We start from the raw sequence: 22,397 nt of genomic DNA, 5'->3' as shown, positions 1-22,397 counted from the left end.
AATCAATATCCTGGTTTCATATTTAATAATTCTGATTATTACACAATTGGGGAAAAGGGGCAAGTGGGATTGTCCCACTTGCGTCAGGGGCCGCCGGCTCTGAGCTCTGTGGGGGGCTCCCGCCGGCGGTCCCTGACGTTTCGGGCCCATCAGCCTTCCGGCTTCGGCTGCAGGCTGTGCAGGTAATCGACGGCACGCTGTGCATGCGATGCGGCCTGGAAGACGGCCCGCTTGTCCTCCTTCAGCACGCTGAGCCAGTGATCGATATAGGCGGCATGATCTTCCCGGGGCTCGGGCGTGATGCCGAGATCGCAGGCGAGGAAGGCCGAGCCGATTTCCGCGACGAGTTCTTCTCTCGCATAGCCTTCGTCGCCGAATTTCTTCCTCCCGAATTCCCGGGCGAGGCGGGTGCCGTGCTTCGTCCAGTGGGTGAGCTCGTGGGCGAGGGTGGCGCAGTAGGATTCTGCGTCGCGGAAGGCCTCGAAGGGAGGCATCTGAACGTGGTCGCTGCTCTCGCTGTAATACGCCCGGTTGCCGCCGTGCCGGAGGTCGGCCCCGGTATTGGCGAAGAACAGGTCGGCCGCCTCGATGCGCTGGAGCGGGTCGAGCGCGGGCTCTGCGAGCGCGTAATAGTGATCGGGCAGGCCTTCGATCTGCTCGACGTTGAAGACGGTATAGCCCTTCATGAACCAGAGGTCGCGCTCGCTCTCCTCGCCATCGTCGTTCGTCTCCGTGCGGGTGATGCGGTCGGAATAAACGACCATCGAGCCCTTTTCGCCCTTCCGGACATGAGCCCCGAGCTCCTTCGCCTGGCGGAAGGTCATCCAGATCGGGGCGGAGAAGCCGCATTCCAGCGCCGCCCCCCAGAGCATCAGGATGTTGATCCCCTTGTAGGGCTCGCCGGTCGAGCGTAGCGGCCGGGTAATGCGGCCGCTCGCGTGTTCGGCGTTCCAGGGTTTGAGCCACGGGCGGACGCCACGCTCAAGGTCGCTTGCGATGCGGTCGGTCACGCGGGCGTAAAGGTCGTTGCGGCTGGTGGTCATGGGTCTTGCCTCCGTAAATGGTTGATTCTGTTCGGGTTGAATGCGGCGCATTCACCCGGAACGAAGGCAAAACCCCGAATGGGGGGAGGGGCGTCAGGGACGGGCGGCGCGGGGGGCACCGGCCTGCACAAGCCCCTGGCAGGCAATGGTCAGAACGCGAATGGCCAGGGGCGCGGAAGGCTGGGGGGAAACCGCGCCGCCCGCCGTCAGGGCATCCTTGACGCTACCGGGGGGAGCCCCCCCCTGGATCCGAAGCACCAGCGGGCGTGAGGGGGCCGCCTGCGGCCGTCCCGCAAGGGACCGGAGCGGAAGCGGAGCCCGGGAGCACGCGGCCGGCTGACAGGCCGGGGTGCCTGACACGAGGCGGATTAGGCGCTGGCGGGAAGAGCCTCGCAGCAGAAGGGACCAGGGCGGGCCGGATGGTATGCCCGGGGGTTGTCCGGCCGCCGCACCGCTGGTAATTGTTACTAATCGTTGACCTGTCGCACCAATGGCATTAACCAAAGTATTATGGTTGCATAAAAGATTGCACGATGGCGTGCGTGATGTCTCCGGCTGCGGGAGAGAAGTGGGAGCATGACCTATGCTTAAGAACGTATCTTCCGGCACGCGGGGCGTCCGGGCGAAGGAGAGGCCTCGATGAACGACTTGCTGCACCAGGGTACGGCCTGCCTTGCCCGCATCCTGTCGGAGAAACTGCCCGATCTCTCGCCGGACTGGTGGGAAAAATACGTCATCGACCGCCTGAGCTTCCAGCAGCAGCGTACGGCCCGTGAACGGGGATTCACCAGCCTGCAGCAGCTCGATTTCGCGGCTTTGCTGCGCATCCTCGACCAGAACTGGTTCGAGCTCTCCGGGCGGATGAGCCTGCCACGGGAGGCGCGGTCATGGGTCAAGGAATTGCAGGGCGTCCGCAACAAATGGGCGCACCTCTCGGCCGAGGCGGTGCCCGCCAGCGAGACCTGGCGCGATGCCGACACGCTCGGCCGCCTGCTTGCCGCCCTCGGTGCCGGGGAGGACGCGCTGGCCGCCGTCGAATCCGCCAAGGCAACGGCCCTGAGCCAGATGGCCGGCAGCGTGGCCCGGCCCTCCGGTCCGGCCCCGTCTCAGGCGGAAGAGCGTGAGGCTCCCCGTCCTCAGGGAGAAACGACCTTGTTCAAAGTCGGCGACCTCGTCGCGCTGCGGTCGAACCCGTCCGTCATCCTTCCCGTGATCGAGGTCATCCCTGGCGGTGCGGAATGCCGCTACCGGGTTTTCGAAAACAACGCGAAGGCGACCTATTACGAAAGCCAGCTCCAGGCTCCGGTCGCGGAGGAGGATGAACGGGCATCGCTCTCGCCCCGCGCGCTCCATGCCCACCTGACCAGTCTGCAGCTGCTGTCACCATCGACGGCGAACCTGTTTTCGCTGCGTTCGGGACGCGTACAGTTCGTCCCCTACCAGTACCGCCCGGTGCTCAAGCTGATCCGGGCCGATCGGCCGCGCCTGCTGATCGCCGACGAGGTCGGCGTCGGCAAGACCATCGAGGCCGGGCTCATCCTGAAGGAGCTTCGGGCGCGGATGGACATTTCCTCGGTGCTCGTCATCTGCCCGAAGCCGCTGGTCGCCGAGCAGAAATGGTTCTCGGAGATGAAGCGTTTCGACGAGCATTTCACGGCGCTCGACGGGAAGCTGCTGCGCCACTGCCTCCGGGAGACGGATCTCGAAGGCGAATGGCCGGAGCAATATTCCAAAGTCATCCTGCCGTTTTCGCTCTTTGACTCCGACCTCGTCTTCGGAAACGGCAGCAGCCGGAACCGGAAGAAGGGGCAGGGCCTGCTCGGCCTCGACCCGCCGCCGAAATTCGATCTCGTCATCGTCGACGAGGCGCACCACATCCGCAACACCAGCACCTTCCTGCACAACGGGGTGCGCTTCTTCTGCGACCACGCCCAGGCCGTGCTCCTGATGACCGCGACGCCCGTGCAGCTCGGCAGCGAGGACCTCTTCACCCTGCTCAACGTGCTCCGGCCCGATCTGATCATGGACCGGCCGAGCTTCGAGCAGATGGCCGGGCCGAACCGCCACATCAACGAGGCGGCTCAGGCGGTGAGACGGGCGGCGGATGGCTGGCAGCAGGAGGCGGCGGCCTCCCTCGACGAGGTGGCCCGGACGGAATGGGGGCGCATGTTCCTCCGGGAATCGCCCGCCTTCCAGGGGATCTATGACCGTCTGCACGGAGAGCCTCTCTCCGACGTGGAGCGGGTCGGCGCTATCCGTTCCATCGAGGAGCTCTACACATTCAGCTCCCTCATCAACCGGACGCGCAGGCGCGACATCGGGGAATTCACGACAAGGAGGCCCGAGACGCTGACCGTTCCGTTCACACCCTCCCAGCAGCAGCTGCACGACGGCCTTCTCGACGTCATCGAGCGCATCCTCACGCGCTGCCATGGCCAGCAGAATGTCCGCTTCATGATGACCACCATCCGCCGCCAGGCGGCAAGCTGTCTCTACGGGCTCGCGCCGCTGCTCGCCGACATCCTGAACGGCAAGCTCGACCAGCTTGAGCTGATGGAAGCGAGCGACAGCGAGGGTGAGGACGACATCGGCATCGTCCCGGATATCCGCGCCGACATTGCCTCCCTCATCGAACAGGCAAAAAACCTCGACCCGGACGACCCGAAGCGCGACGCCTTCGTAAAAGTGCTGCTGGAGAAGAACCGGCTCGCAAACAACAAGGCGCTCGTCTTCAGCACCTTCCGCCACACGCTTGCCTATCTCGATGCCCGGCTGGCCACGACCGGACTCAGGGTCGGCCTCATCCACGGCAATGTGCATGATGAAGACCGGCGGCGTATAAGGAAACGTTTCGCGCTGCCGAAGGAGGATCCCGAGGCGATCGACGTATTGCTTTCCTCGGAGGTGGGCTGCGAAGGCCTGGATTTCCAGTTCTGCGACTTCCTCGTCAATTACGACCTGCCCTGGAACCCGATGCGCATCGAGCAGCGCATCGGCCGTATCGACCGCTACGGCCAGAAGAGCGAGGCGGTGGCGATTGTCAACCTCATCACACCGGGCACGGTCGATGCCGACATCTACAACCGTTGCCTGCTGCGTATCGGCGTGTTCCACCACGCAGTCGGGGCCAGCGAGGAAATCCTCGGGGAAATCACCCAGGAAATCCACGACATCGCCGAGAGTTTCTCACTCAGCGCCGGGGAACGCGCCAACCGGCTCCAGCAGCTTGCCGATAACCGCATCCGCCAGATCAGCGAAGAGCAGGAGCTGGAGGCCCGCCAGGCCGATCTCTTCGGCCTGAACGTGCCCGGCCAGGCCTGGCGTGAGGAGGTCGAAGCAGCCCAGACCTTCTGGCTCACACCGCAAGCCATCCTGCGCTGCGTGTCGGCCTATCTTGCGACGCGGCTTGCAAGCGATTCGGAGCACTTCCTCGGGGAGAAGGCGGCAAAGACGCTTCGCCTGGGCCAGGAGGCGCGCAACCTCCTGCTCGAGGATTACCGCCGACTTCCACGCTCTGTAGAACCGACCGCCCGCGCCTGGGAGAAATGGCTGAAAGGCGATCAGCAGACCTTAAGCGTAACCTTTGACCAGGAAGCCGCTTCCGACGCTCCTGAGGCGGTATACCTCTCAATCCTGCACCCGCTCGTCCGTCAGGCCGCCCGTTACCTCGAACTGACCGAACCGGCCTGCTTCGCGGGAGAAGTGGACAGCAGCGAGGTCGCGCCCGGGACCTATCGTTTCGCCCTCTATCGCTGGGCACGGCAGGGCATCCGTCCTGACGAGACGCTGATTGGCGTGGCGGAGGATATGGCGGTCGAAGAGCGGCTTCTGGTCCTGCTCCAGTCTGCCCGTGCGTCGGATGCCGCGACGCTCCCGGACGGTGCCGCCTGCGATGCGCTCGACGCCCGCCATCACGCCAGGTGGTCGGAGGCGCGTGCCAGTCACATCGCCGAGAACCGCGAACTCGCCGACCACCGCATCCAGAGCCTCACCGTCAGCCACCGGGCCCGTTGCAAATCCATCGAGGATCAGCTGGCGCAGGCCAGCAACGAGAACATCCGGCGGATGAAGCAGGGTGAGCTGGCCCGGGCGCACGCGGATTTCGACCGGCGTATCGCGGAGTTGCAGCAGGCGGCGAATTCGGGCGACATCCACGGAACGCCGGTGGTCTTTGGCACGCTGAAGGTGATGGAGTGACCGTTATGAGCGATTTCCTCGGGCAGCTCGCGGCGCAGCGGCGGAAGTTCCTCGACGGCATCGAGGCGAACAAGGGAGACATCAATCTCGAGATTTTCGAGGATTTCTATCCCGACCAGGCGCATTTCGTCTACGAGCTCCTGCAAAACGCCGAGGATGCGGAGGCGAGCGACGTCACGTTCCACCTGAAGCGCGACGGATGCCTTGTGGTGCATGACGGTAAAAAACTCTTCGACGAAAACGACGTACAATCGATCACAGGCATCCACCGCAGCACCAAGCGCGATCAGAAGGACCAGATTGGCAAGTTCGGTGTCGGATTTAAATCCGTATTTGTATACACTTCGACCCCTTACGTGTATTCTGGGGATTTTGCTTTCCGCATCGTGCAGCAGGTGCTCCCGGAGCCGGTCGTCCGCGACGGGCAGGCCACCGGGAAGACAACCTTCTGGCTGCCCTTCAACAATCCGCGCAAATCCCCGGAGGAGGCGTTCGCAGAAGTGGCGGCCGGCCTCGGGGCGCTCGCCGAGACGACGCTTCTGTTTCTGAGCAGTCTTGAGTCGATCAGCTGGAAAGTCGAGGGGCAGGGAGAAGGCATCGTGATGCGTCACCGGCATTCGCCGCATCACTACGAGGTGCTCAGGGAAATCGGGGGCAGGAAGGACACGAGCTCGCATTTCCTGAAATTCGACCGGCAGGTCGAGGAGCTCGACAAGCACCGGGTTGCGATCGCCTACGCGCTCGAATTCCTGCCGGGCGTGCCCGGGTTCGAGCCGGGGAAGCCGCTCGTTGCCCGGATGAAGGTCATTCCGGCCACGCCGGGCCATGTCGCGGTCTTCTTCCCGGCGGAGAAAGAGACCTCGAACCTGAAATTCCACCTGCATGCTCCGTTCGTACCGGAGCTGAGCCGGGCCAGCATCAAGGAAACCCCGGACAACCTGCCGCTGTTCGGACAACTCGCCGCGCTCGCCGCTTCCTCCCTCCACGAGATTCGCCGTCTCGGGCTGCTCACGCAGGATTTCCTGGCCGTCCTCCCGAACGCGCAGGACACGCTGCCCGAGCGCTACCGGTGCATTCGTGACGCGATCATTGAGGAGATGAACGAGGAGCCGCTGACGCCGACACACCAGCGAAAACATGCCCCGGCCCGCCACCTGCTGCAGGCACGGGTACAGCTGAAGAATCTGCTGACCGACGAAGATCTCTCCTCGCTGGTCGGCAACGCCGATGAGCCGCTGCAATGGGCGGCCGGCGCGATCAGGAACAGCCGCCAGGATTACCTGCTCGGGAGCCTTGCCATCCGCCGCTGGGACATCGGCGAGTTCGTGGAGCTGCTCAGACGGAAGACCGGAGGCAGCCTGCTTGGAACGGTCGATCTGCAGTTCCTGGCCTGGATGGCGGGAAAGCCCGTCGAGTGGCACCAGCAGCTCTACGCCGTGCTCCTCGAAGAGCTGAAGGTCACGGGCATCAGGAACCTCAAAAGCGGCCGCATCGTCCGGATCGCCGAAGGCGGCTACAAGCAGGGCCATGAATGCTTCTTCTCGGGCGAGGCCAATGGCCGGATGGACGGGTTCCCTTACGTGGAGCCTGCGGTCTATACCTCGGGGAAGAACCGGGAACAGCAGGAAAACGCGAGGAAATGCCTGGCAGAACTCGGCGTACGCGAGGTCGGTGAACAGGAACAGGTCGAGATGATTTTGAAACGGCACTACACGTTCGAGGCGGATGTGCCGTCGGAGACCGCTTATCTGAGACATTTGAAGCGCTTCATCCGACTGGTCGAGCAGGAGCCCGACGCCGCGTCCTTGTTCGGGCGCTTCCACGTGCTAAGGGGAACCGGTGAGGTCTGGTGCAGGCCGGAGGAAATATTCCTCGACAGCCCGTACAAGGAGACCGGGCTTTCCGCGTATTTCGGGGCGATCGGGGACAAAGATCATTACCCGCTCGACGAGTTCTATCTCCGTTTGCCGATGAAGAAGGAGCAGATCGTAAAGTTTGCGGTAGCCGTCGGCGCGATCACCCGCCTCGAGATCATCAGGGTTTCCTGCTCCGGAAATCCTGAATGGGCTTTCCTCCAGGACGCGCCAGGCCATCGGGAGACCTACTCTGGCGAGAACAACGATTACACGATCGAGCATCTGGAGAAGCTCCTGGCGGAGCCGAACGTAGCCCTCTCGAAGCTTATCTGGAGGACGATGGGGCATCATGCCTCGCAGAAGAAATATCTCAGAGCCACCTATCGCAAGAACGCAAGCTACCCGTCCCGGACGGCCTCCTCACGGCTCGTCCATCGTTTGCGCACCGCAGCGTGGATTCCCCAGACCGATGGCACGTTCGTCCGGCCGGCCGAGGCGTCCTTCGAGGAACTGCCTGAAGGGTTCACCATCGACAAGGGGTGGGAGTGGATCGAGGCGATCCAGTTCGGCCAGGACGCCATGCGGCGCTCGCAGGCGGAGCAGATGAAGCAGCTCGCCGCTGCGGGGCTCGGATTCCGCGATTCCGAGAGCCTGGAGCGGGCTCGTCGCATCGCCGAACTGCTCTCGCCGGAGGAGCAGGAGGCCATCCTGGCAGAAGCAATCCGCGCCCGGGAATTCGAGCTTTCGGACGACGAGCCGTCCAACCCGGAGCGCAGGGCCGCCCGGGTGGCCCAGGCCGCCGCCGATGCGCCCGAACGTCAGTCGGAGGTGAGGGAACGCTCCGTCTCCGTCGCCCGCGACGGGGTGAAGGCGGAGGCTGCGCCCTATCTCATCCAGCAATATACCAGCGACGGCGTCATGGTCTGCCAAATCTGCAAGAAGCCGCTCCCGTTCCGGCTGGACAACGGGAGCTTCTACTTCGAGAAGATCGAGTTCCTGCGGGAGCTGCAGCAGCACCACTACCAGAATTATCTGGCGCTCTGCCCGAACCACGCCGCCATGTTCCGGCATGCGAACGGCTCGAAGGATCTGATGCTGGAGATGTTCCTCGAAATTGAGGGCAACGAGCTGGATGTGATTCTGGCGCAGCAGAATTTCACGATCTGGTTTACGAAGAAGCATATCGCCGATCTGAAGGCCGTGATTGCCCAGGATCGACGGCAGGCCGAAGAGATGGACACGACGCCTGACGAGGCGGTGGTCGATCCGTCCTGAGCCGGCCATGTTCTCAACCAACGCACCAGCGGGCAGGAGGGGGCCGCTTGCGGCCGTCCTGAACAAGGACCGGAGCGGAAGCGGAGCCCGGGAGCACGCGGCCGGCCTGAAGGCCGGGGTGCCCTGGCAGGCAGGTCAGGCAAAGGAACCGGCCATCCCGATGTGCTGAGCGGAAAAAACCGCCGCCTGCAGATACCACAGAGGCAAGGGACGTCTCACGACTCCCCAGGGATGATCCCGCTCCCCCAAACGCAGGCGAACACGTTTCCCCCGGAATTTCCGCATACATTGATGTTTTGCAGGTACCACAGCGGGACACAGACCTCGTCCCGGTCTCCGCGAAGTCCTCGTCCCCCTGTCGGTTTGTGGTATCTGTTCTTTCGGACTCACGGAGAAGCTTCAGCGGGATAGCAAAGGATCAGGACGGACAAGGGAGGTCACGGGCTTCGGGAACGCGTGGTATCTGTTTTTGTTGCATTGATGATGCTTTTCTGGCAGATAGATGGTCATGGCATTCATCACCCTTCGCCGGACCCGGACCACAAGCAGCTACTACCTCGTCGAGAGCTACCGCGACGAGTCCGGCAGATCGCGCAAGCGCACGCTTTGCTATCTCGGGCGCGAGTACGACGGGGTGGATACGCTGGAGAAGGCGCTTGCTCACTGGCAGGAGAAGCGACGCCAGGCCCTCCGCACCTGCGAGGCCTACCGGGGCGAGCGGCGGACGCAGGCGGAACAAACAATCAGGGCGATTGAGGCGAAACTCTCTCTCATCCGGCTACATCTGAAGAAGCAGCAGGCCGCCGAAGCGGAGAGACGCGAGCGGGAACGGCGGGCGGAGGAAGCCGCGTACTGGCAGGCCTTCGCGATTCTCAGGCGCGAGCCCTCTGAGGCACATTACCGGGAAGCGAAATGTGCCTACCGGAAGCTCGCGATGCGCTACCACCCCGATCAGGGCGGCGACCACACCAGCTTCGTGCGCCTGCAACGGGCCTTCGACGATGCGGTTTCCCGCTATCGGATAGCGGCCTGAACGCTTTGGTCTGGACCTTCGGCTTCAGCTTCCCCCGTGAAAGATTCCGTTTCACGGAGGCAATCGCATAGCTTCATCCGTTGACGCGGTGCGGGAACGGTTTATGATGCGGCATGCTGCGCGTCATCCAGTGCGATCATGCCGGGGCGGCGAAGGGGTATTACACCCGTGGGGACTATTACGCGCCCGGCGAAGACAGGGAACACGGCCAGGAGCTTCCCGGCCGCTGGGGCGGGCGTGCCGCCGAACGGCTGGGACTCGCCGGCGAGGTTACGAAGGCTGCATTCTCTGCGCTCTGTGATAATCTCGACCCGAACACGGGAAAGCGTCTCACCGCCCGCACGCGTGAGAAACGCCGGGCCGGCTACGACATCAATTTCCACGCCCCGAAATCCGTCTCGCTCCTCTACGGCCTGACCCGGGATGAGGCCATCCTCACCGCCTTCCGGGATGCGGTCAGCGACACGATGCAGGAGATGGAAGCGGACGTCCGCACCCGCATCAGGAAGGGCGGGCAGCAGGCGGAGCATATCTCCGGTAACTGGGCCTACGGCCTGTACGTGCATCTGACGGCAAGGCCCGAAGGGGGCATTCCCGATCCGCATCTGCATGCCCATTGCTTCGTGCCGAACGCGGCCTGGTGCACGAAGGAAGAACGCTGGAAGGCGATCGATATCGCGGCCATACAGGCCGATGCTCCGTATTTCGAGGCGGCGTTCCATGCCCGGCTGGCCCGGAATCTGGCGGAAGCCGGTTTCGGGATCGAGCGGAAGGCGAAGGCTTTCGAGATCGCGGGCATCCCGGAGCAAACCTTAAAGGCCTTCTCGCGGCGGACGGAAGCGATCGAGCGGGAAGCCGGTACGAAGGGCATTACCAGTGCGAAGGAGAAGGACCGGCTCGGGGCCAAAACCCGAAGCCGCAAGGCCGATGCACTATCCATGGAGGAGCTGCGTGGCCGCTGGATGGAGCGCCTGGGCCCGCAGGAGCGGGAAGCCATCGATGCGGTCGCTTCCCGGAGCGTCGGCGGCGGGAAGGCCATCACGGCGGAAGCGGCGCTCGATCACGCCATCCGCCATTGCTTCGAGCGCGACGCCTGCGTGCCCGAACGGGCGCTTCTCGAGACCGCGCTTCGCTTCGGCACCGGCTCGGTCACGCCGGAGCAGGTGAAGCAGGAAGCGGGCGCAGAACGCCACGGCATCGTGCACCTGAAGGGTGAACGCAGGCCTGTGACGACGAAGGAGGTGATTACCGAGGAGCGGGCGATGCTCGCGATTGCCCGCGAGGGGAGGGGTGCGAGCTTGCCGATGGCCCGCTTCGACCGGCCGCTCAGCGTCCCGGAGACGCTCGATGCCGGGCAGGCGAGAGCGTTTAAGGCGCTCATGCGCTCGACCGACCGGGTAATGCTGCTCAAAGGCGCGGCGGGCACCGGCAAGACCAGGCTCATGCGCGAGGTGGCGGAGGCGTATTGCGAGCAGCGGGGCAGGGACATCCTCGCCTTCGCCCCGACCGCCGAAGCGGCGAATAAGGTGCTCGCGGCCGAGGGATTCGAAGCCTCCACCGTCGCCCGGCTTCTGGTCGATCCGAAGCTGCAGGAGCGGATTGAGCGCCAGACCATCTGGATCGACGAGGCCGGGATGCTCGGCACGAAAACGCTCGCCAGCGTGCTCAGGCTGGCGGAGGCGAAACGCGCCCGCATCATCCTCTCCGGAGACATCCGCCAGCACGCACCGGTGGAGCGTGGCTCGCCGCTCCGGCTGCTCGAGACGAGGGCCGGGCTGCCGGTTGCGGAACTCTCCTCCATCCGCCGCCAGCGCGGCGGCTACCGCGAGGCGGCGAGGGCGCTGGCGGCCGGCAGGCTGACGGAGGGCTTTGACCGGCTGGAGGCGCTGGGCTTCATCCGCGAGCTGCCGGAAGCCGTTCGGCACGCAGAGCTTGCACGGGAATTCACCGAAAGCCTGCAGGCGGGGAAGGAGGCCATCGTCATCTGCCCGACCCACCACGAGGGCGAGGCGCTAGAGCGGGCCATACGGGAAGAACTCAAAGCCGCCGGCCGGCTCGGGGCGGAGCGTGAAGTCATCACCCTGAAGCCGAAACACCTGACCGAAGCGGAGCGGTCGGACCCTGTCCGCTATGAGCCGGGCGACGTGCTGGTCTTCCACCAGAACGGCAGGCGGGGATTCAGGAAGGGCAGCCGGCTGACCGTGACGGAAGAAAACCGCGACAGCCTGCCGCTTGATCAGGCGGAGCGGTTTCAGGTTTTCCTAGAGGAGAAGCTAACGCTTGCCAAAGGGGACCGCATCCGCATCACGGCCGGAGGCAAAAGCCGGGACGGCCACCGGCTCACTTCCGGTGCCTGTTACGAGCTCGCCGGGTTCACGAAGGAGGGGCACCTGAAGCTCGCAAACGGCTGGACCATCGACAAAGGCTACGGACAGCTCGCCGGTGGCTGGGTGATGACCTCGCACAAGGCGCAGGGGAAAACCGTCGATCTCGCCTTCGTTGCGCAAGGCAGAGAATCCATGCGTGCAACCTCGGCCGAGCAGCTCTATGTCTCGGCGACCAGGGCCCGCGAGGCCTGCCGCTTCTACTGCCCGGACGCGGGAGACTTGCGCGATGCCTTCGCCCGCTCGGAAGCGAAGCCCGCCGCCCTCGACGGCCTGGCGGAGCAGGCGGGTGAGCGCCTCCGCCGCTACCGGTTCCAGCTCGTGAGAGCCTTCCGGGAGCGGGTCCGGCAGGTGCGTGAGACCTTCGAGCGGAACCGCAGCCGGCAGGCGGAATTTGCCCGTTGACAGAATCAGAAATCAACCGTAACGGGATAAAGAGATTCGACTTACAACGCGCCCGCCATTCCAGAGCAGGGCGCAGCATCGCAGGCGGCAGACAGGTTCAACCGATTCACGTGGCACGGGGTGTTGCGATGCAGACAGGGCTGGCCGAAGACCCGCTCGAGAAGATCAGGCGCGAAGTTTCGTTCATCGAGGCGACCGGACGCGACCAGGAGGAAACGACCGGCGAACAGGATTGCGGGTCCTTCGGCTGGTACCGGGGCATCCGCGACCGGGCCGAGACGCTCGACCTTCGCTTCCGAAACGGCAACCGCAGGGCTTTCCCTGTTGCGACGATTTCCGACTATACGTATGATCCGTCCCGTGGAATCGGCCTCAAGATCGTCCAGGGCGACGGCACGATCGTCCGGGTCACCATCACCGGGCTCAACCTGAACGGCAGGCGGGACGGCAGCACGGCCCGGCTCTACGAGGGCCTGCTCCGCTGCCGCGTGCCCTGGGTGCGTGAGAGTGACGACAGCGAAGAGCTCGAAGAGGACGAGGGGGCGACGGTGGTGACAGAGATTGTAGTGGAAGAAGCGTAAACACGGCATAAGCAAAAAGTCCAATACAATAAATATCAAGTCAATTTTTGATAGACAGCTGCGGCAACTAATGGTTTAAGGGAACCATACTTCACTCTATCAGCCTCCGAACATTCAATGCTGAAACTAAATTCTGTTTTACAAGCTTCCCCAGTTGCTCTGGCTACAGTATTTCTTACCGCCTGTTCCCTTGAAGATACTATCCCGACATACATCGAAAGCAGTTTGCAGCACTATTGCTCCCCGAGTCAATTATCACTGGAGGAATGGGTTGATCATGTTCCGGTAATTGTTTCTGGCACCGTTCTTGAAGTTGCAGCAAAACACCACGCGACAAATTACTACTCAAACAGCTGTTGGGCGCTCATCAACGTTCAAACCTCATACAAAGGCGATGTTGAACAGCAAATATGGGTAGAAGGACTGTACAACACAGCGGGCAAGCCGCAGAACAGACTTAGTAGCAGCGAAAGGTGCTATTTCGAGAAAAATAACAGCTACATCATTATGGGATACAAGGTTAATGACCCCCATCTTGGATCAGACTCACATCATCTCGTTACGGCCCGCAACGGTGATGAAGGCGACCCGACCAATTGCCCTCCTGTGATAAAAACCACACAGGGCGACGACATAGTAAAGAAATTAACGGAAATGGACATATCACACGATGATAACTGACCCGAGCACCGCAATTAGCGAACTGGAAGACCCCGTCAAGTGGACTGACATTAATGGAACCTTACAACTAAATATAACTTACACATTCAACACGCTATTCTTTACATCTAATAGCGACCTGCAATCAAGAGCTTCAGGTACAATCACAACTCCAGTTACCACCGGGAACAGCACGCTGGGCCAGCAGGCATTCGACTTGTGGGGGGCTGTAGCCCCCTTTTCGTTTAGCCTGGCTTCCGATCCGGAAGATGCAAACATTGGAATACTGGGGACTCCTAGCGTCACGGACGGACCTGGACAAACAATTGAGGGTGCATCATTTACACCATTTTTGACAAACCCATTTACTGGCTATCAATGGATTCACTATTCCGGAATTTTTATGGAATCAGGCCAGCCGCTAAGCCTGTATCTCCACGAGATCGGCCACTCACTGGGGTTAGACCATCCAAAACACCTGGAGTTTGGCACAGACCCTGATTATAACACCGACAGCACAATCATGTCATACAACAGCGGAAGCGCTGTTCCGACTACCCCAATGATCTTTGACATCGCTACTCTTCAAAAAATGTACGGTGCAAATCAAAACTTCAATGCAACAGATACAAGTTACACATTCACAGGCGCAAACATTGCTCGGACCATTTGGGATGGCGGTGGTGAGGATACACTGGACGCCTCACAAGGCGTTGCAAACGCTTACGCCTCAAACCTGATCGATTTGCGTGCAGGTTTCGACACAAATGGAAATCAGTTTCATTCTAAGATCGGACAAGAATACGTTTTTGTAGCTTATCATGCCAGCATTGAGAATGCGAAAGGAGGACTAGGTAATGACACCATTCATGGGAACAGCCCTGTAAAAGGGACTGGACAAAACTCAGTCGGAGAAGCGAGCTATAACGATTTCGACGGCGAAAATCGTCTGGAAGGCATGGACGGTGAGGATACAATCTACGGCTATGGCGGGGATGACACCCTCATCGGAGGCGCCAATGATGAAGACAAAGACACTCTCATAGGCGGCAAACATTTCGACACCTACATTTTCACCGGTACATACGGTGCGGACATTGTTGACGACGAAGATGGCAAAGGCGTCCTCGAAGTCGACGGATTAAAGATAAAAGGAGACGCCTACAAGCCGGACGGAAACCATGAGGCGACGTACTGGGAGCTGAAGATCGGGTCAAATACCTGGCGACTGGAAAAGAGCAACGGTGATCTTGTACTCTCACCGCCTTCAGGCGATGCAATTACCATCAAAAATTTTCATAACGGCAAACTTAGCATTCGTTTGGAAGAAAGGGATGAAGCCGACGACGAGGCGTCGGAGCATTACGAGGGCACGCCGTACCACACGCCACTCTTCATAGATTTGGGATATCCCACGGGGGATTTGTATGATTTCCTGCAGGTTGATGAGGGAAGTGTCTGGTTTGACCTGGACAACACCGGATTTGCGCAACGCACAGCCTGGCTCGGGCCTGACGACGGGTTCATCGTGCGCGATAGAAACAGCAACGGTGAGATAGACAACATCACCGAGATGTTCGGCAACGACGGCGGAACCAGCGCGTGGACGAAATTTCGTGGTCTCGACGATAACAGCGACGGGGTACTGGATGCCTCTGACACCGAATTCGCAAATCTTCGCATCTGGCGTGATCTCAATAGCAACGGTCACGTGGACAGTGGGGAGCTGAATTCGCTCTCGACGTATCAAATCACCGGGTTTGAAGTCGGCACAACCGATCCGACCGGCCTGTGGACGCATGATGGCCAGATTGTTCAGGGGAACCTTCAGTATTACGTTCAGGGCGATCCAAATGTGAGATTCTACTACGATGTGCTCTTCGAAACGAATGCTATGGACACCTGGTACATCGGAGATGGCACGGCAGGATCGCTGGCCGTTGCAGACGATGCCGGTGAATTGCCCATGTCGCGGGGCTATGGTGAGCTGCCGTCTCTACACTATGCCTATGCTCAGAATTCGGCATTGCATGCAAAGGCGCAAAACCTTATGACGCTCGGCACCGGCGACGTGCTGCAGGCCCTGCAGGATGTGGAAGACTTCCTGACCGAATGGGCGGGCACGTACGGCCTCACCGGCAAGCGTGGCGCGTTCGATGCTGATACCATAACGTTTCTCGAAAAAGCGATGGGTGTACCCCTTGAGATTTGGGATGGGGTAAGTAGCTACGTTGATTATGTGCCGACCGGGGCAAACCATGCCGACGAGCGTGCCGAGACGCAACTCTCATACTCTATGCTCTATGACCAACTGAAAGATCGCCTACTCGCGCAGAGCGTTTTCAAGGATGTATTCATTGAGTCTCATTATGACTTTGCTTCGGACCGCATGGTGTTTAAGGATACGCTTGAAACTGTCCTGCAAAATGCCTCGGACGTACAGCCGGAGGATGCGTTCAGCAATTTGATGTTCTGGCAATCCCTGGGTTCGATTCTTCTTGAAAACCCGGAAGATTTTGGCCTGAGTGGTGCCGAAGTGCAAAATGCGCTCACAGAAGCAGCAGGTAAATACATTCCTGCTATTGAACATAATGTACTTGGTGTCAGGGACTGGTGGTCGTCCGACAATAGCGATCTGTACACACCACGGCTCTTGATAGCGGAGCCAGATCTTGATTTCCTCTACGGTTCGAAGGGCAGCCATGGCGACGACATCTTTATCGCCAGTAATGGGAAAGACGAATTAGGTTACTGGGGCGGAAACGACATCTATTATTTCGCGGCAGATACAGGCGAAAACCGCATCCGGGCAACATCTGACACAGGCACCATCTATTTCGGGCCGGACATTTCCTATGAGGATATCTCCGTTAGTTTTTACTATTTTAGCTCTGTCTGGCATCCGGAACTCACATATGGCCCATCAGGTGAAAAGGTTCGTATACTTACCAATCAAAGCACGATAAATTACGGACCGAATTTTGACGTAATCTTCTCCGATAATCAGACTATTAAATTGCGGGATTTGATTCAACAGAAGGCTCCGGTGCTAGAGGGTACCGCTTCGGGTGAAACATTATCCGGAAATAATGCCTTAGTCCGATGGATTAAAGGTTTGGGCGGCGACGATACGCTCAACGCTGGTAATCGGAGTGACGCACTCGAAGGCGGCACCGGGAACGACACGCTTAACGGGAACACCGGGTGGGAAACCTTTGTCTTTACCACGGGGGACGGCCAGGACACCGTCACTGATACTGGCGGGGCGGGAGATGTCATACATTTCAACGACGTAAGCGACCCGGGTCTGATCACAATAACTCAATCGTCAACGAATCCCGATGATTTGCTCATTGACTATGGGACGGGCGACCGCATCACCATCGCAGGCTACTTTATCAGCATTTTCCAACAGGTGGAATTTGTTCGTTTCTCCGACGGCACCAAATACAACCTCCAGGAGCTCTATGAAGCCAGTCTGGTGAACCTCATCGAGGGTACGGAGGGAGTGGATAACCTTGTCGGCACCTCCGGGAACGATCATATAACCGCGCTTGGCGGCAATGATACTCTTGAAGGCGGTGCGGGAGCGGATATTCTCGACGGCGGCGGCGGCACCGACTACGCGAAGTATCAGAACTCGTCCGCTGGCGTGACGGTAAATCTTGCGACCGGAACGGGAAGCGGCGGCGAGGCCGAGGGTGACACATACACGAGCATCGAATATGTGACTGGTTCTGCTTTTGCCGATGTCATTACCGGCAATGATTCGAACAACCGGCTGGAAGGCGGCGCGGGAGACGATGAGCTGTATGGCGGCAATGGCAACGACAGCCTGTTCGGCGGTGACGGAGCCGACATTCTTGATGGCGGCAGCGGCAGCGATTATGCACGCTACGAGGATTCCAGCATTGGGATTTCAGTCAACCTTGCCACGGGCGCGAACACCGGCGGCGACGCGGAAGGCGACATTTTCGTCAGCATCGAAAACGTGCACGGTTCCGACGGGGCTGACACCATTACAGGCGATGCTGGTGATAACCGCATCCTCGGTTTCGACGGCAACGACACGCTCAACGGGGGCGATGGAATCGACTGGCTGTACGGCGATGCTGGTGACGACCAGATCAACGGCGGCAGTGGTAACGACCACCTGTTCGGCGGTGCCGGAGCCGATATTATCGATGGTGGAACCGGTGGAGATTTTGCTCAATACGATGACAGCAACCAGGCTGTGACCATCAATCTGGCGACCGGCGTCCATACCGGCGGACATGCTAATGGAGATATTTATGTCAATATAAATAACATCCGAGGGTCGCAAAGTTCCGACACGATAACAGGTAGCAGCGCCAATAATATTTTGCAGGGAGCGGGTGGTGACGATCAACTCTTCGGCGGCGCAGGTTCAGATACGCTGATGGGCGGTAGCGGAGCTGACACACTTGATGGGGGAAGCGGGTTTGATTTCGCTTCCTATGGCGATGCCCTGACAGGCGTAACCCTTGACTTCTCAACCGGCGTGCATACTGGCGATGCGGCAGGTGACACGTTCACCGGGTTCGAAGGTTTCTACGGCAGCATTTACGCAGACACCTTCATCGGTGGTGGCACCTTCGATGATTTCTGGCTTGGTGGCAGCGGCAACGATAGTTTCTACGGCAATGCCGGAACCGATAAGTTTACCGGTGGCTTTGGAGCCGATCATTTTGACGGAGGCTCAGGCCAGGACACCGTGTATTATGAAAACTCCGGAGTGGCTGTGATCGTGGATCTGACCGCTGGAACAGGCACCGGCCCATCTGACAGTGAGGCCATTGGTGACACCTTTGTGAATATTGAGCATGTCACCGGCAGTCACGCTTCAGATACGATCACTGGTAACGCAAGCAGCAATACGCTAAGTGGCGGCAATGGCTACGACACGCTCTATGGCATGGGCGGCAATGACGTGCTCTACGGCGGAAGCGGTTTCGACACGCTGGATGGTGGTGACGGGCTCGACTGGTCGCTCTACGAGGATGCGCCGGAAGGTATCACTATCAACCTCACCACGGGCTATTATACCGGATTCGCGTATGGCGACACGTTTATCTCCATTGAAAAATTTAGCGGAACCTTATTCGACGATGTGCTGATTGGCGATGCAGCGGATCAGACCTTGCGTGGTGATTATGCCGGGAATTCCCAGGACACCTTGAACGGCATGGCTGGTAATGACACCCTGATCGGCGGGCAGGGCGACGACCTCTTCGTCTTCCACTCAGGCCACGACCAGGACGTCATCACCGATTTCCTAGCTGGTGGCACGGATGACACGATTGAGCTCTCCGGCTTTTCCGGCGTCAGCTCTTTCAGCAGCGTTATGTCCCTTGCCTCGCAGGTCGGCAGCGATACCGTCATTGACTTCGGCAATGGCGATACGCTGACGCTCAGCAACGTCACTCTGGGGAATCTGACCAGCGCCGACTTCACGTTCGCGTAAGAGCTCCTGCCCGCAGAGCCTGTGAGATGGGCCTTCGTTCATAGCGATAGTGAGGACCATCCTTCATGGGATTTCGTTGGCCTCGTCGTTCAGCCCTCCCGGAATTCGCTGTCGAAGCATTCGAGCCATTCGCCCGGATCCACCAACTCTCGTAGCTCGTATCCAACGCCGATACGCTTCCGAGCGGTGCCGCGCCGACGGAGGCTCTGCCTGACCAGCTTCTTTGCTTCTGCTTCATCACGGGCCAGATAGCGGATGGTGCGCCCCCTCGCCCCGATCCGGCCATAGGTCACGTCGACCAGCCATGCCCCGAAAAGGTCGGTTCCCGCTTCTAGCCGGTAGGCCCGGTAATGCCCCCTCGCCGGGTCGCAGGCCTCCAGGGTTGCAGCAAAGACGTTCATGGCAGGTCTCCCTTCCCTCGTCCGTTCAGGCCGCAAGTACCGGCACGTCGTACCGGCAAATGGTTGCATCGGAGGTGACAATCGTCAGCCCTTCGGCCTTCGCCTGGGCGATGAGCGCCCGGTCGAATGGATCGTGGTGAATCGGCGGCAGCGACCGGATAGCGGCGGCATGGGCCACCGTCAGCGGCAGCCCGGTAAACCGGCATGCTTCAAGGCTTCCTGCCAGATCCTCCGGCGCATCGAGCAGGCCAAGCGATGCCTTCAGGGCAATCTCCTGCATTGATACCGCACTCGCGTAGACCGTGTTCCGTCCGTTGGCGATTGCGAGCCGGGCCTCATCCTGCATCAGCGCCGGATCATCGAGCCAGGTCAGCAGGGCACGGGTGTCGAGCAGCAGCTTCAAGCACCCTCCCCGGCGGAGAGCATTTCCTCGAGCTTCTCGCCGAAGACATCGAAGTCGTCGCTCATGCGGATCCTGCCCTGAAGCTGCCCGCCCTGACGCGGCCTTGTGTCCGGATAGACCGGCATCAGCCGCACCAGCGGCTCTCCTGCCCGGGCAATGACGACTTCCTCGCCTGCAAGGGCCCTGTTGATCAGTTGCGAAAGCTGCGTCTTCGCCTCGTGGATGTTCGATAGAGTCATAGTCTTAGTCCGCCTTAGCTTAGTTGTGACTAATATAAACTAAGTCCGGTTCGTGCGCAACCATAATGAATACCTTCGGCCTGTCCGGATAGGGTACACCCTAACCTGACGTCAGGAGCTTTCGGCGAAACCTGTCAGGATAGGGTTGCAATTATAATAACTTGACAGAAGCGCCGGAGGGTCTTAGACCTTTCCTGACAATTCAGGAGGGTCTCATGGCAGGAAGCGGGCAACAGGTCGGATATATCAGGGTAAGCAGCCTTACCCAGAGCACGGAGCGCCAGCTGGAGGGCGTCACCGTCGATCGGGTTTTCACCGACAAGGCATCGGGCAAGGACGCGAAGCGGCCGGAGCTGGAGGCGCTGCTCGCTTACGTGCGCGAGGGCGATACCATCGTCGTGCATTCGATGGACCGGCTCGCCCGCAACGTCGATGATTTGCGCCGCATCGTCCAGGAGCAGACGAGGCGGGGGGTCAGGGTGCGCTTCATCAAGGAGAATCTCAGCTTCACCGGCGAGGCCTCGCCGATGAACGACCTGATGCTCTCGGTGCTCGGTGCCGTCGCCCAGTTCGAGCGTGACCTGATCCGCGAGCGGCAGCGGGAAGGCATTGCGATCGCCAGACAGAAAGGCGTCTATCGGGGCAGGGGCAAGGCACTCACGGAGGAGAAGGTGGCTGAACTGCGCCGCCGGGCTGCAGGCGACGAGAAGAAGACGGCGCTCGCCCGGGAATACGGCATCAGCAGGGAGACGCTGTATCAATATCTGCGGCCGTAGCCGGAAGCTGTACCGATACCACCACGACAGGCTGCCAGTGCAACGTCAGCGAGAAACAACAGCTGACATTCTATTCATTTATGCTGCCCTTGCTTTCTGGCACTCCGTCCTCGTCGTCGTCCTCATCAGCATCGCCGGGAACAATCGTAGCAAAATGCAGGGGCAATAGCTTCAGAATAGTATCACTGGAATTTGATCGCTTCTTTGTTTTTTTATCTTCGTAGAGGTATCTGCCTTTGCCATCAGGGCTTGCGTTTGCATAGATGTTTGCGGGCTCTCCTGTGCTTGGGTTAAGGAGATGTGCCCCGGCGGATTCTAATGCTCTGCCTATCACCCCGACGATTTTCTTCTTTTCTGCAAAACCGGAATCTCCCGAGTGTTTGACGCGGCGCTCAAGGTCGCGGTTCGTCCGGTACTCAACAAGAGCCACATCAATATCTGATACAACATGACGTAACAGCCGGATTCCCGTGTGAAATTGCCGGAAGTTGTTCCGTGTTTTTTTGGGCTTGCTGTTATCCGCATGCCCGGTCCTCGCCTCGACGAGAGCGGCACGCATTTCGATCATTTCACCAATAACAGTTTCCAGCATTTTCAGAACTGTGCCCAGCTCGTCTTTATTCAGCGTTCCGAGCCGGGCCAGCATTTTTCTGGTGTCGGCCTCCATGTCGGTGAAACACCCCCGTGAAAGAACCTGCGCAAAAACCGTGCCGACGGCTTGCACCGCCTAGGAGTGACGCTACTATAGGAGTGTCGCTCCTATGGTAGCTGCACTCCTATAGTGTAACAGGCGTACACAGGATGGCAATGCCAGTCGGGGCGCTGGCGGACGATTTTCAGCCTTTCCGTGGATGGAGGATGCGATGCCAGGAGACGTGCTACCCGTCCGGGCCATACCCCCCCGGGACGTCGATTTCCTCGCCGAGAACAACGGCCGTGAGAGGGATTTCTCCGATATCGCCCCGTCGCTCGACACAAACGGACAGACATTTCCCGGGATGGTTTGCCCGAATCCCAATCCGGGAAAACCGCTGCTCTGCCTCGACGGCAACCGGAGGCTCGCCTGGTGCCTGTCCCGCGACAGGGAGTTCATGGCTCTGGTGCTCGACAAGCCGGTCTCCCGGTCCGAGGCGCTTCGCATCAAGCATACGAGCGACCTGAAGAAGAAGCTCACCCTCGATCAGATCGCCGAAGATGCTGCGGCCTTGCTGGACGAAGGCATGACGCAGGCAGAGGCGGCGAGGCTTCTCGACCGTTCCGAGGCTACGATCAGCCGGGCGCTCAGCCTTTCGCTCTTTCCTGAGGATGAAAGGAAGGCGCTTCTGGAGAAGGGTGTTTGCCACTCTTCGCTCTCCGTTATCGCGCCGCTGTGCGGCGAGCAGAAGGCTAAAGCCATCAGCTTCGCCACCACCCCCGGTCCGGACGGGAAACCGAGAAAGCGCGACGAGCTGGTTCTCTTCATCAAGCGTATGAAGGGCGACAAGGAGAAGAGGGCGAAGCAGGTCAGCTTCACCGTCGGCCGCAGGAAGCTCGTCGTCCAGTCGCTGAAGGACGATAACGCCGGCGCGCTGATCGAGGATCTGAAAGCGCTGATTGACCGGCTCAGGCGCTTCCCGGATACGCCGCCGGAGGGCTGGCAGTACCTGCCAGGCTGATCAC

The 22,397-nt window shown here is 60.2% G+C and carries 15 protein-coding genes; 9 read left to right on the top strand and 6 right to left on the bottom strand.

What is annotated here, in order from left to right:
- Nucleotides 1–149: 149 nt before the first annotated feature.
- Both HG800_RS22550 and HG800_RS22545 read right to left on the bottom strand, forming a co-directional pair.
- The gene (locus HG800_RS22550; protein ID WP_169979797.1) at nt 150–1,043 is read right to left on the bottom strand and encodes an ArdC family protein; all 894 of its coding nucleotides are present in this window, start codon (nt 1,041–1,043) and stop codon (nt 150–152) included.
- Between the two features lie 93 nt (nt 1,044–1,136).
- The gene (locus HG800_RS22545) at nt 1,137–1,403 is read right to left on the bottom strand and encodes a hypothetical protein (RefSeq protein ID WP_169979795.1); all 267 of its coding nucleotides are present in this window, start codon (nt 1,401–1,403) and stop codon (nt 1,137–1,139) included.
- A gap of 279 nt (nt 1,404–1,682) precedes the next feature.
- Between HG800_RS22545 and HG800_RS22540 the strand changes: the two genes are divergently transcribed.
- From HG800_RS22540 to HG800_RS28305, 7 genes are all read left to right on the top strand, one after another.
- On the top strand, nt 1,683–5,240 hold the full coding sequence (locus HG800_RS22540) for a DEAD/DEAH box helicase (RefSeq protein ID WP_169979793.1): 3,558 nt from the start codon (nt 1,683–1,685) through the stop codon (nt 5,238–5,240).
- A gap of 5 nt (nt 5,241–5,245) precedes the next feature.
- Nucleotides 5,246–8,371, top strand: a complete 3,126-nt coding sequence (locus HG800_RS22535) for a sacsin N-terminal ATP-binding-like domain-containing protein (protein WP_169979791.1) — start codon at nt 5,246–5,248, stop codon at nt 8,369–8,371.
- Between the two features lie 508 nt (nt 8,372–8,879).
- On the top strand, nt 8,880–9,404 hold the full coding sequence (locus tag HG800_RS22530; protein WP_169979789.1) for a hypothetical protein: 525 nt from the start codon (nt 8,880–8,882) through the stop codon (nt 9,402–9,404).
- A 113-nt stretch (nt 9,405–9,517) separates the two neighbouring features.
- Entirely contained in the window at nt 9,518–12,193 is a 2,676-nt protein-coding gene (mobF, locus tag HG800_RS22525) for a MobF family relaxase (protein WP_169979787.1), read from the top strand.
- On the top strand, nt 12,190–12,774 hold the full coding sequence (locus HG800_RS22520) for a hypothetical protein (protein ID WP_169979786.1): 585 nt from the start codon (nt 12,190–12,192) through the stop codon (nt 12,772–12,774). The genes mobF and HG800_RS22520 overlap by 4 nt, the downstream gene beginning before the upstream one ends.
- A 117-nt stretch (nt 12,775–12,891) precedes the next feature.
- Nucleotides 12,892–13,455, top strand: coding sequence for a hypothetical protein (locus HG800_RS22515; RefSeq protein WP_169979784.1), 564 nt, complete (start codon nt 12,892–12,894; stop codon nt 13,453–13,455).
- Nucleotides 13,445–18,919 carry a calcium-binding protein gene (locus HG800_RS28305; RefSeq protein ID WP_169979782.1) on the top strand — a complete coding sequence of 1,825 codons (5,475 nt, stop codon included), beginning with the start codon at nt 13,445–13,447 and terminating at the stop codon, nt 18,917–18,919. Before HG800_RS22515 ends, HG800_RS28305 begins: the two co-directional genes overlap by 11 nt.
- Nucleotides 18,920–19,008: 89 nt before the next feature.
- Here the strand turns inward: HG800_RS28305 and HG800_RS22505 are convergent, their stop codons facing one another.
- Genes HG800_RS22505 through HG800_RS22495 form a run of 3 tightly spaced genes read right to left on the bottom strand, consistent with a single transcriptional unit; the run spans nt 19,009 to nt 19,962 of the window.
- Nucleotides 19,009–19,320 carry a WGR domain-containing protein gene (locus HG800_RS22505; RefSeq protein ID WP_169979780.1) on the bottom strand — a complete coding sequence of 104 codons (312 nt, stop codon included), beginning with the start codon at nt 19,318–19,320 and terminating at the stop codon, nt 19,009–19,011.
- A 25-nt stretch (nt 19,321–19,345) separates the two neighbouring features.
- Complete coding sequence (locus HG800_RS22500) at nt 19,346–19,723, bottom strand: type II toxin-antitoxin system VapC family toxin (RefSeq protein WP_169979778.1); 378 nt, start codon at nt 19,721–19,723, stop codon at nt 19,346–19,348.
- On the bottom strand, nt 19,720–19,962 hold the full coding sequence (locus HG800_RS22495; protein WP_169979776.1) for a type II toxin-antitoxin system Phd/YefM family antitoxin: 243 nt from the start codon (nt 19,960–19,962) through the stop codon (nt 19,720–19,722). The genes HG800_RS22500 and HG800_RS22495 overlap by 4 nt, the downstream gene beginning before the upstream one ends.
- A 215-nt stretch (nt 19,963–20,177) precedes the next feature.
- Between HG800_RS22495 and HG800_RS22490 the strand changes: the two genes are divergently transcribed.
- On the top strand, nt 20,178–20,738 hold the full coding sequence (locus HG800_RS22490) for a recombinase family protein (protein ID WP_169979774.1): 561 nt from the start codon (nt 20,178–20,180) through the stop codon (nt 20,736–20,738).
- A gap of 70 nt (nt 20,739–20,808) precedes the next feature.
- On the opposite strand, the gene HG800_RS22485 is transcribed toward HG800_RS22490, so the two are convergent.
- Entirely contained in the window at nt 20,809–21,405 is a 597-nt protein-coding gene (locus HG800_RS22485; protein ID WP_169979772.1) for a hypothetical protein, read from the bottom strand.
- Between the two features lie 196 nt (nt 21,406–21,601).
- Between HG800_RS22485 and HG800_RS22480 the strand changes: the two genes are divergently transcribed.
- Nucleotides 21,602–22,393 (top strand): helix-turn-helix domain-containing protein, encoded by a 792-nt coding sequence (locus HG800_RS22480; RefSeq protein WP_169979770.1) that lies wholly within the window; start codon nt 21,602–21,604, stop codon nt 22,391–22,393.
- Nucleotides 22,394–22,397: the final 4 nt, after the last annotated feature.

It is taken from the genome of Tautonia rosea (assembly GCF_012958305.1).
In the GTDB taxonomy this organism is placed as follows: domain Bacteria; phylum Planctomycetota; class Planctomycetia; order Isosphaerales; family Isosphaeraceae; genus Tautonia; species Tautonia rosea.
Note: the sequence above shows the minus strand (reverse complement) of the source record. Positions and strands in the feature narration are given on the sequence as shown.